This is a genomic window from Arthrobacter sp. RIT-PI-e (assembly GCF_001187915.1).
Lineage (GTDB): Bacteria > Actinomycetota > Actinomycetes > Actinomycetales > Micrococcaceae > Arthrobacter_D.
This window is the reverse complement of the sequence record NZ_LGIU01000038.1, coordinates 67,106-82,102: the sequence shown is the minus strand read 5'-3', so window position 1 is coordinate 82,102 and position 14,997 is coordinate 67,106. Positions and strand designations below refer to the sequence as shown.

Genomic DNA, 14,997 nt, shown 5'->3' with positions numbered 1-14,997 from the left:
TCAGGGTCCGGGGCGGGGGGGCGGTGGCGGGCGTGCTCATACGGCCACCGGTGCCTTGATGGTGGGGTGGTGCTGGTAGTCGAGCACGGCGAGGTCCTCCAGGGTGTAGTCGAAGATGCTTGCGGGCATGCGCTTGAGCTCCAGGCGCGGGTACGGGAACGGGGTCCGGCCGAGCTGCTCGGTGACCTGCTCCACGTGGTTGTCGTAGATGTGCACGTCACCGCCGGTCCAGATGAACTCCCCGGGCTCCAGCCCGGTCTGCTGGGCCACGAGCAGGGTGAGCAGGGCGTAGGACGCGATGTTGAAGGGCACGCCGAGGAACATGTCCGCCGAGCGCTGGTACAGCTGGCAGGAGAGCTTCCCCCGGGCGCCGTCCTCGCCGGGGGTCACGTAGAACTGGAAGAACACGTGGCAGGGAGGCAGCGCCATGTCGGCGACCTCGGCCACGTTCCAGGCGGAGACCACGTGCCGCCGGGAGTCCGGGTTCGCCTTCAGCGCCTCGACCACCTGGGCGATCTGGTCGATGTGCCCGCCGTCGGGCGTGGGCCACGAGCGCCACTGGACGCCGTAGACCGGGCCCAGCTCGCCGTCGTCGTCCGCCCACTCGTCCCAGATGGACACGCCGCGCTCCTGGAGCCAGCGGACGTTCGAATCACCGCGGAGGAACCAGAGCAGCTCCAGGGCCACGGACCTGAAGTGCACGCGCTTGGTGGTGATCAGGGGGAAGGACTCGCCGAGGTCGAAGCGCAGCTGCCGGCCGAAGACGCTGCGGGTCCCGGTACCCGTGCGGTCGCTCTTGGCCGCACCGTTGGCCATGACGTCGCGCAGCAGGTCCTCGTACGGGGTGGGGATGGGGGTGTTCACGTGCCCAGTGTAGGACGGACGGCGGGGTGCGGTCAGGCCGGTCGCTAGACTCGGATGCCGGGTGGTGGGCCCGTCGCAGCAGGCGATCACCTCCCGTTCACCTCTCTTCGGAAGACTTCCCCCGTGACCAGAGACACCTCCACCGTCCACGCCGCCTCCGCCCCGTACCCGGCGCAGCTCGTCGCCTCCGATCGTGCCCCGGCGCCCCGCACGCTCGTGGACGTCCTGCGCGCCACCGCGGCGGCGCACCCCGAGGCGTCCGCGCTCGACGACGGCGTCCGGTCCCTGAGCTACGCGGAACTAGTTGCCGCGGCGGAGGAGTTCGCCGTCGTCCTGCGGAGTGCGGGCGTGCGCCGCGGGGACACCGTGGGCGTCCGGATCCCCTCCGGCACCGACGAGCTCTACATCGCGATCCTCGGGGTGCTGGTGGCCGGGGCCGCGTACGTGCCGGTGGACGCCGACGACCCCGACGAGCGCGCCCGCGTGGTGTTCGCCGAGTCCCGCGCCGTCGTCGTGGTGGGGGAGGGTCTCCGCCTCACGGGAGGCGCCGCCGGGCGGGGAGCGGTGCAGGAGCACGACGGCGATCCGGCGCCCGAGGACGACGCGTGGATCATCTTCACCTCCGGGTCCACGGGCACGCCGAAGGGTGTGGCCGTCAGCCACCGCTCGGCGGCGGCCTTCGTGGACGCCGAGGCGCACCTGTTCCTGCAGGACGACCCGATCGGACCGGGCGACCGCGTGCTCGCGGGTCTGTCCGTGGCGTTCGACGCCTCCTGCGAGGAGATGTGGCTCGCGTGGCGGAACGGGGCCTGTCTCGTCCCGGCGCCGCGCGCCCTGGTGCGCACCGGCATGGACCTGGGGCCGTGGCTGATCGCGCGCGGCATCACCGTGGTGTCCACGGTGCCCACCCTCGCCGCCCTGTGGCCCGCGGACTCCCTCGAGAACGTCCGCCTGCTGATCTTCGGCGGGGAGGCCTGCCCACCGGAACTGGGGCAACGCCTGTCCATGCACGACCGCGAGGTGTGGAACACCTACGGACCCACGGAGGCCACCGTCGTCGCCTGCGCCGCCCGTCTCGGCGGTGAGGGGCCCGTGCGCATCGGGCTGCCCCTGGACGGCTGGGACCTCGCCGTGGTGGACGAGACCGGGACGCCCGTGCCCGAGGGCGGCACCGGTGAGCTGATCATCGGTGGCGTGGGCCTGGCCCGCTACCTGGACCCCGCGAAGGACGCCGAGAAGTACGCGTCCATGCCCACGCTCGGCTGGGACCGCGCCTACCGCTCCGGCGACCTCGTGCGCCTGGAGTCGGAGGGGCTGATCTTCGGTGGACGCGCCGACGACCAGGTGAAGCTCGGCGGCCGGAGGATCGAACTCGGGGAGGTGGACGCCGCACTGCAGGCCCTGCCCGGCGTCGTCGGCGCGGCCGCCGCCGTCCGGACCACGCCCACGGGCAACCAGCTGCTGGCGGGCTACCTGGTGCCGGCCGGCGGGGGGCCGGATCCCCCCGCGCTGCGGGCGCTCCGCGCCGACCCGCGCCCCGCGGCCCTGGTACCGATGCTCACCCTCACCGGCTCCCTGCCCACCAAGACCAGCGGCAAGGTGGACCGCAATGCCCTGCCCTGGCCGCTCGCCGGGGCGGAGGATCCGGGTACCGGGGCCGGGGAGCTGGATCCGCGCCTGCGGTGGATCGCCGACCAGTGGGCCGCGGTCCTCGGGACCGTGCCCGCGGACGCCGATGCGGACTTCTTCCTCCACGGCGGCGGATCCCTCGGTGCCGCCCGCCTCGTCTCCCTCATCCGGGCGCGCTATCCGCTGATCACCGTGGCGGACATCTACGCCCACCCGCGCCTGGGCGCCCTGGCCGAGTTCGTCGCGTCCACCGGCGACGGCGGAGTACAGCCCGAGACACCGGAGCGGGACGTGCGCCGCACCGCCCGGAAGTCGCAGATCTTCCAGACCGTGATGGGCATCCCCCTCCAGTTCCTCGCCGGCATGCGCTGGCTCACCTACGCGATGATCGCCGCCAACGTGCTCGCCGGCCTCGGGGTCCTCACGGCTGCACCCACGCTCTCCTGGTGGTGGGTGGCGGCCTCCTGGCTGGTGTTCGTGAGCCCCCTCGGACGGATGTCCCTCTCCGTCCTCGCAGCCCGCATCCTGCTGCATGATGTGCGCCCCGGGGTGTACCCGCGCTCCGGCAAGGTGCATCTGCGCCTGTGGCTGGCCGAGCAGATCTCCAACGGCGTGGGCGCGGTGAGCCTCGCCAGCGCCCCCTGGGTGCCCGTCTACGCCCGTGCCCTCGGCGCGAGGATCGGGCCCGACGTCGACCTCCACTCCGTGCCACCGGTCACCGGGTTCCTGACCCTGGGCGCCGGAGCCTCGGTGGAACCCGAGGTGGATCTCTCCGGGTGGTGGATCGACGGCGACCGTGTGCACATCGGGCCCGTCACCGTGGGCGCCGGCGCGGTGGTGGGCGCTCGCAGCACGCTGCTGCCCGGCACCCGGATCGGTGCGGGCGCGGAGGTGGCCCCCGGATCCGCGGTGCAGGGTGCCGTGAAATCCGGGCACTTCGTCTCCGGTTCGCCGGCCACGCGCACGGGCCGGGCGAAGCAGGGCTGGCCCGGGGCCCGGGCAGCGCGCTCCGGGTGGTCCGCCCGCGCGTCGTTCGCTGCTTTCGCCGGGGCGTCCGGGGCGCTCGCCCTCATCCCGTACGTGGCCGCCGTCGTCGCCGCCCTGCCCATGGTGTGCGCGCTGCGCGGTGCGCCCTCGCTGTCCGCTGCCTGGTCGTCCCTGCTGGGACCGGCGGTGCTCGCCGCGCCCCTCTGGCTGCTCGTGAACGCCCTGCTGATCCTCGGCACGGTGCGGCTGCTCGGCATCGGGCTGAAGGAGGGGTACTACCCGGTGCGGAGTCGGGTGGGGTGGCAGATCTGGGCCACCGAGCGCACGCTGGACCTCGCCCGCGACGTCCTCTTCCCGCTCTACGCGAGCCTGTTCACGCCCGTGTGGCTGCGCCTGCTCGGCGCCCGAGTGGGGAAGAACGTCGAGGCCTCCACGGTGCTGCTCATCCCGAGGATGACCACCATCGGGGAGGGTGCGTTCCTCGCCGACGACACCATGGTGGCCTCCTACGAGCTCGGCGGCGGGTACCTCCGGATTGCCCCGGCGAAGATCGGCCGGCGGGCGTTCCTCGGCAACTCCGGCATGACCTCGGCGGGGCGCCGGGTACCGAAGAACTCGCTCGTGGCCGTGCTCTCGGCGACCCCCGCGAAGGCGAAGGCCGGCAGCTCCTGGCTCGGCAGCCCTCCCTCGCGCCTGCGCCGTCAGGCCATGACGGGGGATGCGAGCCGCACCTTCGAGCCATCCCGCCGGCTGAAGGCCGCCCGCGCGTTCTGGGAGGTGTGCCGGCTGGTGCCGATCGTCCTCACCGTGCTGATCGCCGTCGCCGCGTTCGTGCTCTTCGACACCCTCGCCCTGTCGAGTGGTTACGTGGTCGCAGCGCTGCTCAGCGGCGTCGTCTTCATGGCCCTCGGAGCCGTGGCCGCTGGCTCCGCCGTGGTGGCCAAGTGGGCCCTCGTGGGAAGGATCGAGGCCGGGGAGCACCCGCTCTGGAGCTCGTTCATCTGGCGCAACGAGGTGGTGGACACCTTCGTCGAGAGCGTCAGCGCCCCGTGGTTCGCCCGCGCGGCGAGCGGCACACCGGCACTGGTGTGGTGGCTGCGGGCACTGGGATCGAAGATCGGGCACGGGGTGTGGTGCGAGAGCTACTGGCTCCCCGAGGCCGATCTCGTGAGTCTCGGCGACGGCTCCACCGTGAACCGCGGGTGCGTGGTGCAGACCCACCTCTTCCATGACAGGATCATGAGCATGGACACCGTAGCGCTCGCCCCGGGCGGAACCCTGGGCCCGCACAGCGTGATCCTGCCCGCCGCGGAGATCGCCGGCGGAGCCACCGTGGGTCCGGCGTCGCTCGTGATGCGCGGCGAGACCGTGCCCGCCGGCTCCTACTGGATGGGGAACCCCGTCAGTTCCTGGTCCGGTCCCGGAGCCGGTGCGTGAACGGCAGCGCCGCCGCACCCGATCCCTACACCCCCACCAGCGGCAGCACCGCCTACCGGGTGCAGCACTACGACCTCACCCTGGACTACAAGCTCGCGAGCAACCGGCTCTCCGGCCGGGCCGTCCTCACGCTCACCCCGCGGACGGCCCTGCACCAGCTGGAACTGGACCTCGTGGGCCTGCGGGCCACGAAGGTCACCTCGGACACCGCGCGCATCAAGGCCTTCAAGGAACGCGGCGGCAAACTGGTGGTCGGCTTCCGCGACGAGGTGCCCGCGGAGGCCGAGGTCCGGCTGGACATCCGGTACGAGGGCAATCCCCGGCCCAGCACCGGCACCTGGGGGGAGGTGGGCTGGGAGGAACTCACCGACGGCGTCCTCGTGGCCGGCCAGCCCACGGGTGCACCCACCTGGTTCCCCTGCAACGACCACCCCTCGCAGAAGGCCGCCCACCGCTTCACCGTCACCACGGATGCCGGGTACCGCGCCGTGTGCAACGGCGTGCTGGTGTCCCGGATCGGCCGCTCCAGCCGCACCACCTGGGTGTACGAGCAGACCGAGCCCATGGCCCCGTACCTCGCCACCGTGCAGATCGGCCGGTACGACCTGGTGCCGCTGAACGACCCCGCGGGCCCCGCCGTCGCCCTCCCCGTCCGGGTGGGTCCCCGTGCCTCCGGAGCGCCCGTACCGCAGTACGCGGCCGTCCCGCCCGCGCTCGCCGCGAGCGCCCGCGCGGCGCTGGCCCGCAACCACGAGATGCTCAGCACCTTCGAGGAGCGCTTCGGCCCGTACCCCTTCCCGCAGTACCTGGTGGTGGTGGCCGACGACGAACTGGAGATCCCCCTCGAGGCGCAGACTCTCTCCATCATCGGCCGCAACCACCTGAGCGCCGACTGGGAGGCGCAGCGCCTGATCGCCCACGAGCTCGCGCACCAGTGGTTCGGCAACGCGGTCACGGCGGCGCGCTGGCAGGACATCTGGCTGCACGAGGGCTTCGCCTGCTACGCGGAGTGGATCTGGTCCGAGGCCTCGGGGGCGACGACGGCGGAGGACCTCGCGCGCTCGGCGCACCGGTACCTCGCGGGGGAGGACGAGGACCTGCGGATCGGTGATCCCGGGGGCCCCGACATGTTCGACGACCGCGTGTACAAGCGGGGTGCCCTGACCCTGCACGCCCTGCGCCGGGCCGCGGGGGACACCGCGTTCTTCGACCTCCTCCGGGCCTGGTCCGCCGAGCACCGGTTCGGCTCGGTGACCACGCCGGACTTCGAGGCGCTCGCGGCGCGGCTGCTGCCCGGCGTCGACGTCCCGGGGCTGCTGCGGCGCTGGCTGTACGCGGAGGCCCTGCCGCGGCTCTGAGCCGGCGTCACCTCAGCGGCGGGCCGTGCTCCCCCTTCGCGGGGAGGGACGCCTCGGGTCTGCTGCGAGAACTCCCGGCAACGGCCTTCCAGGTCCTCGACCGTGTACTGGCGTGGTCCCCGTGGTCCCGCATGCTCGACCACACCCTTCGCGGGAGACCCACCGTGGATACTCCGGGAGGCGAGGACGTCCTGGCACCGTCCCAGGGCCGCACCCACGTCGTCGTACCGGAAGGACGGCATGACGCGGGGGAACCCGTGGACCGGGCATTGATCACCGCTGACGATGTGGGTACTCTCCGATGCACTGGCCGATGTGCCGAGGGAGGCAGTGGGATGAGGAAGCTCCGGTACTCGATCAACATCACGCTCGACGGCTGCTGCGACCACGAGGCGGGGCTCCCGCCCGACGAGGAGTCGATGCGGTACTGGACGGCCGAGATGCAGCGGGCGGACGCCCTGCTGTTCGGCCGGCTGACCTACGAGCTGATGGAGTCGGCGTGGCGGCGACCGGCCACGGGCGTGTGGCCCGAGTGGATGGACGGGTCGGAGGTCCCGTTCGCCGAGGCGATCGACCGGGCGCGGAAGTACGTCGTGTCGAGCACGCTGAGCGGGGTCGACTGGAACGCCGAGCTGATCCGGGGTGATGCCGGGGCGGCGATCCGGCGGATCAAGCAGGAACCGGGCGAAGCCCTGTGGGTGGGCGGCGTGACGCTTCCCCTGGCCCTGGCGGATCGAGGGCTGATCGACGAGTACGAGTTCCTCGTGCAGCCGGTGCTCGCCGGACGCGGACCGACGGTGCTCGCCGGGCTGCGTGACCGGGTCCGGCTCGAACTCGTGGACCGCCACGAGTTCCGCTCGGGTGCTGTCGCGCTGCGCTACCGGCCTGCGTCCGTCACCGTATGAACATGAGGTAGTTCGCCCCGACGAACCGCACCGCTGACCGTGTTCCTACGGGGCGGCGTCGTCCCTCTTCGCGGGCCGGTATCCGGCAGCCGCGGCCCGGAGATCGCCCTTCTCGTGCTCGCCCTTGTTCCCGATGGGGAGCAGCTTCAGCAGCGGGTGGATCACGGCCAGGACGATCGATCCCCAGACGAGCCCGATGACCGCGGAGCTCAGGGTCTCCACGAGCCACACCAGGAAACCGCCCACCGCGGCGACCTCGGCGAAGGGGTGCTCGAGGTAGTGCACGATGTCGTACGGCAGGTGCCACCCGAGGTCGTAGACCCCCTGCAGCATGATGTGGCCGCCCACCCACAGCATGGCGATGGTCCCCACGAACGTGATGACGCCCAGCACCGCGGGCATGGCCTTGACGAGCAGGGCGCCGGTGCGCTTGGCTCCCGCGGAGTCCTTACGGGTGAGGTACAGGCCGACGTCGTCCATCTTCACGATCACGGCGACCGCCCCGTACACGAGCACCGTGATCAGCAGGGCCACGCCCACCAGGATGATCGCCCGGACCCACAGCGGTTCGTCGGCCACCTCGGTCATGGAGATGACCATGATCTCGCAGGAGAGGATGAAGTCGGTGGTGATGGCACCCTTGACCACCTTGGACTCCGCCTCGGGTCCGCGCTCCACCGCAGGCTTCTCCTCGGCGTCGTGCTGCCCGCGGAGCTTGTGCCAGACCTTCTCGGCACCCTCGTAGCAGAGGTAGGTGCCGCCCAGCATGAGGATGAACGGGATCACCCAGGGGATGAACGCACTGATGAGCAGCAGCGCCGGCAGGATCATCAGCAGCTTGTTCCGGAGCGAGCCGAGGAAGATCCGCTTGATCATGGGCAGTTCACGGGCCGGATCGGCACCGGACATGTACTGCGGGGTGACGGCGGCGTCGTCGATGATCACGCCGACGGCCTTGGAGCTGGCCTTCGCCGTCCCCGCGGCGACGTCGTCCATCGAGGCGGCCGCGATCCTCGCCAGGGCGGCGACGTCGTCGAGCAGGGCGACGAGTCCGCCGCTCACGAGACGGTCCTGTCCGAGCTGGAAGCAGGACGGCGGTCGGCGACGTCTCCGGGGAGGTGCATGATGGGCATGCTCGGAGTATAGGACCCCCGGGCGCCCGATGACTCGTACCGGAGCTGATCCTGAGGAACCGGGGCGGAGGAGCTCAGGGACTCGACGGAACGACGGCGACGGCGGCCACGAGTCCGCCCTGCTCGTCACCGTCCGCCGCGCCCGCACCGCGCGGTGGCGCGGGCAGCTCCACGTCACCGGTGCGAGGATCGTGGAGGACGTCGAGGGTGCTCGGGTCCCGCCCGGTTAACCCGGAGCCGAGTGCCTTCACCAGGGCTTCCTTCCGCGCCCACAAGCGTGCTCGGGCGAGGAGCCCACTCTCCTGCGGCAGCTCCCGGACGGCCTCTCGTTCGGCCGGGGTCAGCGCCACGTCGGCGAAGCCCTCGAAGCCCACGTCGTCCACCGCTTCGAGGTCCACGCCGGTCCGTGCACCGTTGCCGGAGGGCAGGGCTGCGAGGAGCACGGCGCCCCGGCTGCGGGACAGGCTGAGCTCCAGCGGCACGTGTGCGTCGCCGAGGAGGTACCCCGGACGTCCGTGGTCAGGGCCGGTCACCCCTCGAGCAGCACACGAGGGGCAGGAGGACACGGCGGTCATGGTGCGGGGATCGACGTCGAGCAGTTCCGCGGTGAAGCGACGGAGCAGGTAGCGGCCGGTGACGAAGGCCGACCGGGCGGAGCCGCACTCCGTCCGGTCGGCGCGCAGTCTCTCGTCCTCGTCCAGCACCGTGAGCATGGCGTCGACGGATGGCAGCCGGTCCTGGTCCACCGGGCGGTACAGCCGGAGCAGGAGCCCGGGAGAGCCCGTCGGCGCCGGGAGAGCGGTCAGCGGCAGGTCCATGACACCATCATCGCCCCCGCTGGACCGATGGACCTGACCTGCCCGGGAGCGTGGTGCCGCCGGATCAGTGGCGTGGCGCGAACAGCTCGGCGCAGACGTCCGTGCGGAGCACGAAGCGGCGGGGCCGGTCACGATCGATCACCCGGGCGTAGACGGAATAGCCCCGGCCCTCACCGGGGCCGCCGGCCGCGCGGTCGATGGCGTGCAGCAGTTTCGGGGTGAGCGGGCCGTCGGGGCCGATCCTGTGGAGCTCCGAGATCTCACGCGGCGCGAGGCGCTGCACCACGCCCTTCACATCGGCCATCGCCGTTCCCCCGTCACCCGGTGCTGCGCCCACCTCGAGGTCACACCATAAGCAGGCCCGGTGAACGGCACGTGAACGGTGGGTCCGACGTCGGTGATGGGGACGTGAAGTGTCGGTGCTGCCGAACCGACCGGGTGTTCCGGCTCAGTGTGCTGCCGTCGGCGGCTCGTCATAGGCCGCCCTGACCAGCGCGATCAGCTCCTCGGCGGGGAGGTCGTGGGCCCGGGCCGTTTCCACGGCCGCCCCGACGGCGTCGATGATCGCGCGGGAGGTGTCCCGGTGCCACCGCGCTGCGGAGGTCCCCTCGGGCGTCGTCGTCCGCACGCCGGGGGTCACGGGGCCCACGGGAGGGTCGGCCGCCACCGCCGTCCCCCGGCGACCTCGGCCCACGACGAATCCGGCGGCTTCGAGCTCGCGGTAGGCGCGGGCGACGGTCCCGTTGGCCACCCCGAGATCCGCTGCCAGTGAGCGCACGGTCGGGAGGCGATCATCCGGCATCAGCTGCCCCGCACCGATGAGCGCGGCGATCCCGGCTCGGATCTGCTCGAACGGCGGGACGGGGGGGGGGAGGGCGACGCGCAGCCGCGGGGTCGCCGGAGGCCGCCTGCATCCTGCGGCGCCCGCGCCGGCACCCGCCGTCCGGGGAGGACGGCGATCACCACCGCGGTGACGAGGAGCAGGAGCACGAGGTTCTGGAGCTGCCCGGGCTCGAACGGGAAGGGCTCCGTACCCGGCTGATCGGACCAGGATCCTCCCGCGAGCGCATGGCGATTCTCGGACAGGAGGAAGCCGGTGAAGGCCAGCACCATCGAGGACACCATGAGGAGGCCCCGGCGGACCGAGGCCCCCCGCAGGGCGTCGTCCTCGGCAGGGGAAGCCAGGCGCAGGGGCGGCCGGGCGCCGCTGAAGACGACCACGAGGGCGGCGAAGGCGACGGTCGGCCAGAAGGCCGCCGACCAGAACGGGAGCTCCGACGAGGAGCCCGGGAGTGTTCCCACCCAGGAGGACGTGACACCCGCCAGGACGATCAGGAGGACCGCCGGAACCGCGGTGAACAGGAGGGAGACAGGAAGCCGCCGGATGTTCCGCAGGCCCGGTCGCGGTTGATCGCCGTGGTTCTGCGCCACGGCGAGTTCGGCTACCAGCTGGGCGAGCAGGAAACCGGCATAGGCGATCACCAGTACCGCAAGAGGGAGCAGACCTCCCAGCTCGCTCACGGTGAAGAGCAGCGGGAGGATGCACAGGGCCCAGATCGCGTACCCGATCCGGCGGCCGCTGAGGATCACCTGCACCGCGCGGTCGGTGGTACCGCTCGGGGCGATCACAGGGGCCACCACCTGCTGGTCGACGTCCTCGGGGATCTGCGGCGGTTTCGCGGCGATGATCACGATCACGGTGATCAGTCCGAGGGCCGCCGTACCGGCGCGCAACGTGTTCCAGATCTCCGCGGTGTCACCGGTGGACGCGAACCAGAGACAACTGTTCGCGACGGTCACCGCGACGAAGGCGACGGTGCGCAGGAGCCGGTTGATGTGGACGCGCCGGATGAGGCTGTCCTCCGGGTGGGTCAGGGTGAAGACCCGGCGACGCCGCACGATCACGAGGAGCGCGCCGATGACGGTGAGGACGAACAGGGCGTAGGACATGCCTGCGATGGCGGCGAAGCGGCTTCCGGCCATCCTGGCCGGTGGTACGGGTCCGCCGCCGTCGAGCGACGAGGTGTCCGGGACGATCGCCGGCAACCAGGAGGTCGCCACGATGCACCCGGCCCCGAGGACGATCAGGACGACCGTGAAGACGGTCAGTCGCGGAGGCAGGTAGTCCCGGAGGCGACGCACGGCCAGGTCCGCCGTCCGTACGCTCCCCCGTCCGCGGAGACCGATGGTCTGCGCGAGGACGTAGATGCCGCTGATCGCGAGGAACGGCGACGCGGTCAGTGCGAGATCCTCGAGGAAGGGGAGGTCCCCGGTGATCCGCTCCGTCGTGGAGGGACCCCGGGCCCCTCGGAGTCTGTCGAGCCCGGAATCGGAGCCGATCACCCCACCGCAGTACAGGGCCAGGAGCGCCGCCCACAGTGCCGGGCGGCGGGCGGCGAGGAGCGGTGATCTCCCGGAATCACCGCTCAGGTGGGCGAGGAGGAGGATCGCGTAGACCACCACCGCGCCGAGCACCCAACCGAGACCCAGACTGCCCAGAAAACTCACCATCTCCCCTCACGTTCGTATCAAGTGTTTGATACGAACGTTCGTGAGGTCAACCCAGGATGCGTCCCCTGCCCTGATCGTGACACTGGGGGCCGGAAAGCACGACCCACCGTGGCGAGGGTCAGTCGTCGTAGGCGCGGAACTGCTCCACCGACACGATCCGATCCGGATCGGACGTGCTGACCTGGCAGATCACGGCCTCCCCGGGAGCGAGGTAGGGGTCCTCCGCGGGGAGCAGACCCTGCAGCGGCCCCGACATCCGGGACGCGAGCACCGAGAACACCAGCGGCAGGACCGGCCGATGCGTGCACAGGGCCACGGATCGGCGCTTGTCGAAGAGGCGATCCACGGCGCCGCGGGCACGCGCGGGCCTGCGTGCGGCGTCGTGCTCCGTCAGGGCGTCCACGAGCTTCAGCTTCGCACTGCGCTGGTGCACATAGGGCGTGATGGTCTGGACACAGCGCTCCCACGGGCTGCTGATCACCCGCTCCGGGTTCCACGCCTGCAGGAGGCGGCTCACGGCGGTGGCCTGCCGGCGACCCGTGGCGGCCAGGGGGCGCCCGCCCTCCGCCCTGCTCCAGGACGAGCGCGGTTTCGCCTTCGCGTGGCGCACCACGATCAGCGGCCAGGTCTCCAGCACCTTGGCGCGGTGCGCCGCGATCAGCGCATCGAGCGGTTCGACGTCGGAGGGGTTGCTGAGCAGGTCGCGTGCCTCCTCCGGGCTCACCCAGCGCACGCGGTCCACCTCCTTGCCGTCCGGATCGGCCTTCTGGCGGGTGATCCTCGCCGCCCAGTAGTGGACCACCTTGGGCCGTGAGGAGACGGAGTACTCGAGGACTGCGAGGGGGATCCCGAGCGTGACGCTGAGGCCCACCTCCTCGAAGGTCTCGCGCACGGCGCACTCGGGCGTGGTCTCCCCGGGGTCGACCTTGCCCTTCGGCCAGGACCAGTCCCTGTACCGGGGGCGGTGGATCACCAGGACCTCGAGGCGCCCCTTCGAACTCCTCCAGCACAGGGTCCCCGCGGCGGCTATGGTCGGGCCGCCGCCGGTCTGCGGCACGGCGGCGCCCTTCGTCGAAGCGGCCATCAGCGGCGGGACACCGCTCGCTGGCGGGTCCGCGAGGCGAGCAGGTAGGACTGGATGTCCTCGAGCGGCGCGCCGTCGTCGTCCTTCGCGTGGCGTGTCCAGCACCCGGTCTCGTCGAGGTGCCAGCTCGCCACCTCGGGGCTGATGTAGCGGTCCATGAGGTTCATCAGGTAGGAGATGTCCTCGGGGGAGCTCAGCTGCACGAGGGCCTCGACACGGCGGTCCAGGTTGCGGTGCATCATGTCCGCGGAACCGATGAACACCGCCGGGTCGCCGCCGTTGGCGAAGGCGAAAACCCGTGAGTGCTCGAGGAACCGGCCGAGCACGGAGCGCACCGTGATGTTCTCGCTGAGCCCCGGGACGCCCGGGCGGACCGAGCAGATCCCGCGCACGATCACCTCCACCTGCACCCCGGCCTGCGACGCCCGGTACAGCGAGTCGATGATCGCCTCGTCCACCATCGAGTTCACCTTGATCACCACGCGTGCGGCGAGCCCCGCCCGCTTGTTCGCGATCTCCCGCTCGATGCGGTCGATCAGGCCCGAGCGCACGGAGCGCGGTGCCACGAGGAGACGCTTGAACGTGGACTTCGGGGCGTACCCGGAGAGCTGGTTGAACAGGCGCGAGAGGTCCTGGCCCACCTGCTCGTTGGCGGTGAGCAGCCCGAGGTCCTCGTAGTAGCGGGCCGTCCGCGGGTGGTAGTTGCCCGTGCCGATGTGGCAGTAGCGGCGCAGGCCGTCGATCTCCTGGCGGACCACGAGCGAGAGCTTGCAGTGGGTCTTCAGGCCCACGATCCCGTAGACCACGTGCACGCCGGCCTGCTCCAGCTTCCGCGCCCAGGAGATGTTGGCCTGCTCGTCGAAGCGCGCCTTGATCTCCACCAGGGCCAGCACCTGCTTGCCGGCCTCGGCGGCGTCGATCAGGGCGTCCACGATGGGGGAGTCGCCCGAGGTGCGGTAGAGGGTCTGCTTGATCGCCTGGACCTTGGGGTCCGCGGCGGCCTGCTCGAGGAACGCCTGCACCGACGTGGAGAAGGAGTCGTACGGGTGGTGCAGCAGGATGTCCCTGCGGCGCATGGCGGCGAACACGTTGGCCGCCTTCGAGGTCTCGCTCTCGTTGAGGTGCCTGCTGGTGTGCGGGACGGCCTTCGGGTAGTGGAGGTCCCCGCGGTCTATCCCGGCGATCACGCTGAGACCACGCAGATCCAGCGGCGCCGGGAGGTTGAAGACCTCGTCGTCCTCCACGCCGAGCTCGCGGGACAGGAGCGCCCGGATGCTCGGGTTGATGTCGGTGGTCACCTCGAGGCGCACGGGCGGGCCGAAGCGACGGCGCAGCAGCTCCTTCTCGAGGGCCTGCAGGAGGTTCTCGGCGTCGTCCTCCTCCACCTCGAGGTCCTCGTTGCGGGTGACGCGGAACAGGTGGTGCTCCAGGACCTCCATGCCCGGGAAGAGCTGGTCCAGGTGGACGGCGATCACCTCCTCGAGGGGGATGAAGCGGGCGATCCTCCCGGCCACGTTGCCGGCGCGGGGCCCGTCCACCGACATCAGCCGCGGCAGCTGGTCCGGCACCTTCACGCGGGCGAAGAGCTCCTTCTCGCTGACCGGGTTCCGCACCACCACCGCGAGGTTCAGGGACAGGCCGGAGATGTACGGGAAGGGATGGGCCGGGTCCACCGCCAGCGGCGTGAGGATCGGGAAGACCTTCTGCGCGAACATCCGCCCGAGCTCCGCCCGTGCGGCGTCGTCGAGCTCGTCCCAGGTGGTGAGGTGGATCTGCTCCTCGGCGAGCGCCGGGCGGATGTGCTCCGCGAACACGGCGGCGTGACGCCGCTGGAGCCCGTAACCGTCCTGCATGATCTTCTCGAGCTGCTCGATCGGGCTGAGGCCGGCGGCGGAGGGGACCGCGAGGCCGGTGGCGATGCGCCGCTTCAGGCCCGCGACGCGCACCATGAAGAACTCGTCCAGGTTGGAGGCGAAGATGGACAGGAAGTTCACGCGCTCCAGCAGGAAGAGGTCGGGGTCCTCGGCGAGCTCCAGTACGCGCGCGTTGAAGTCCAGCCAGCTGATCTCGCGGTCCAGGAAGCGGTCGGGCCGGATGTCGCCCGAGGGCAGGAGGCTGGGCGCGAACTCGGGGATGTCGATGCGGTCCTGGGTGGCCCGGGCCGGGGCCGTCTCGGACGATCCGTACAGCGACGCGCTGCGGCGTCCGATCTCTGCATCCATTGCGTCTCCTGCGGCGTGTACGGGCTCTCGAGCGGGGCGGAGCCCTGCG

The 14,997-nt window shown here is 71.5% G+C and carries 11 protein-coding genes; 3 read left to right on the top strand and 8 right to left on the bottom strand.

Features of this window, described 5'->3' with window-relative positions; all coding sequences use genetic code 11:
• Positions 1 to 36: 36 nt before the first annotated feature.
• Entirely contained in the window at positions 37 to 864 is an 828-nt protein-coding gene (locus tag AC792_RS03645) for a thymidylate synthase (RefSeq protein ID WP_268753335.1), read from the bottom strand.
• Between the two features lie 123 nt (positions 865 to 987).
• Here AC792_RS03645 and AC792_RS03640 point away from each other — a divergent pair, with 123 nt between their 5' ends.
• The 3 genes from AC792_RS03640 (at position 988) to AC792_RS03630 (ending at position 7,180) form a co-directional block, all read left to right on the top strand.
• A complete protein-coding gene (locus AC792_RS03640) occupies positions 988 to 4,917 on the top strand; it encodes a Pls/PosA family non-ribosomal peptide synthetase (protein WP_442853595.1) in 3,930 nt (1,309 codons plus the stop codon).
• Positions 4,914 to 6,275: a M1 family metallopeptidase gene (locus tag AC792_RS03635; RefSeq protein WP_235436340.1), complete on the top strand. Its 1,362-nt coding sequence runs from the start codon at positions 4,914 to 4,916 to the stop codon at positions 6,273 to 6,275. Before AC792_RS03640 ends, AC792_RS03635 begins: the two co-directional genes overlap by 4 nt.
• A gap of 335 nt (positions 6,276 to 6,610) precedes the next feature.
• Positions 6,611 to 7,180: a dihydrofolate reductase family protein gene (locus AC792_RS03630; protein ID WP_049829218.1), complete on the top strand. Its 570-nt coding sequence runs from the start codon at positions 6,611 to 6,613 to the stop codon at positions 7,178 to 7,180.
• A 45-nt stretch (positions 7,181 to 7,225) separates the two neighbouring features.
• On the opposite strand, the gene AC792_RS03625 is transcribed toward AC792_RS03630, so the two are convergent.
• The 7 genes from AC792_RS03625 to AC792_RS03595 form a co-directional block, all read right to left on the bottom strand.
• Positions 7,226 to 8,242: a DUF808 domain-containing protein gene (locus AC792_RS03625; protein ID WP_049829217.1), complete on the bottom strand. Its 1,017-nt coding sequence runs from the start codon at positions 8,240 to 8,242 to the stop codon at positions 7,226 to 7,228.
• Between the two features lie 145 nt (positions 8,243 to 8,387).
• Complete coding sequence (locus AC792_RS03620) at positions 8,388 to 9,131, bottom strand: 4'-phosphopantetheinyl transferase family protein (protein WP_049829216.1); 744 nt, start codon at positions 9,129 to 9,131, stop codon at positions 8,388 to 8,390.
• A 64-nt stretch (positions 9,132 to 9,195) separates the two neighbouring features.
• Positions 9,196 to 9,435, bottom strand: coding sequence for a hypothetical protein (locus tag AC792_RS03615; protein WP_049829215.1), 240 nt, complete (start codon positions 9,433 to 9,435; stop codon positions 9,196 to 9,198).
• 144 nt (positions 9,436 to 9,579) lie between these two features.
• A complete protein-coding gene (locus AC792_RS03610) occupies positions 9,580 to 9,933 on the bottom strand; it encodes a GntR family transcriptional regulator (protein WP_442853594.1) in 354 nt (117 codons plus the stop codon).
• On the bottom strand, positions 9,933 to 11,642 hold the full coding sequence (locus tag AC792_RS03605) for a hypothetical protein (RefSeq protein ID WP_049829214.1): 1,710 nt from the start codon (positions 11,640 to 11,642) through the stop codon (positions 9,933 to 9,935). Before AC792_RS03605 ends, AC792_RS03610 begins: the two co-directional genes overlap by 1 nt.
• A 118-nt stretch (positions 11,643 to 11,760) precedes the next feature.
• Positions 11,761 to 12,726 (bottom strand): NUDIX hydrolase, encoded by a 966-nt coding sequence (locus AC792_RS03600; RefSeq protein WP_049829213.1) that lies wholly within the window; start codon positions 12,724 to 12,726, stop codon positions 11,761 to 11,763.
• Positions 12,726 to 14,948, bottom strand: coding sequence for an RNA degradosome polyphosphate kinase (locus AC792_RS03595; RefSeq protein WP_049829212.1), 2,223 nt, complete (start codon positions 14,946 to 14,948; stop codon positions 12,726 to 12,728). The genes AC792_RS03600 and AC792_RS03595 overlap by 1 nt, the downstream gene beginning before the upstream one ends.
• Positions 14,949 to 14,997: the final 49 nt, after the last annotated feature.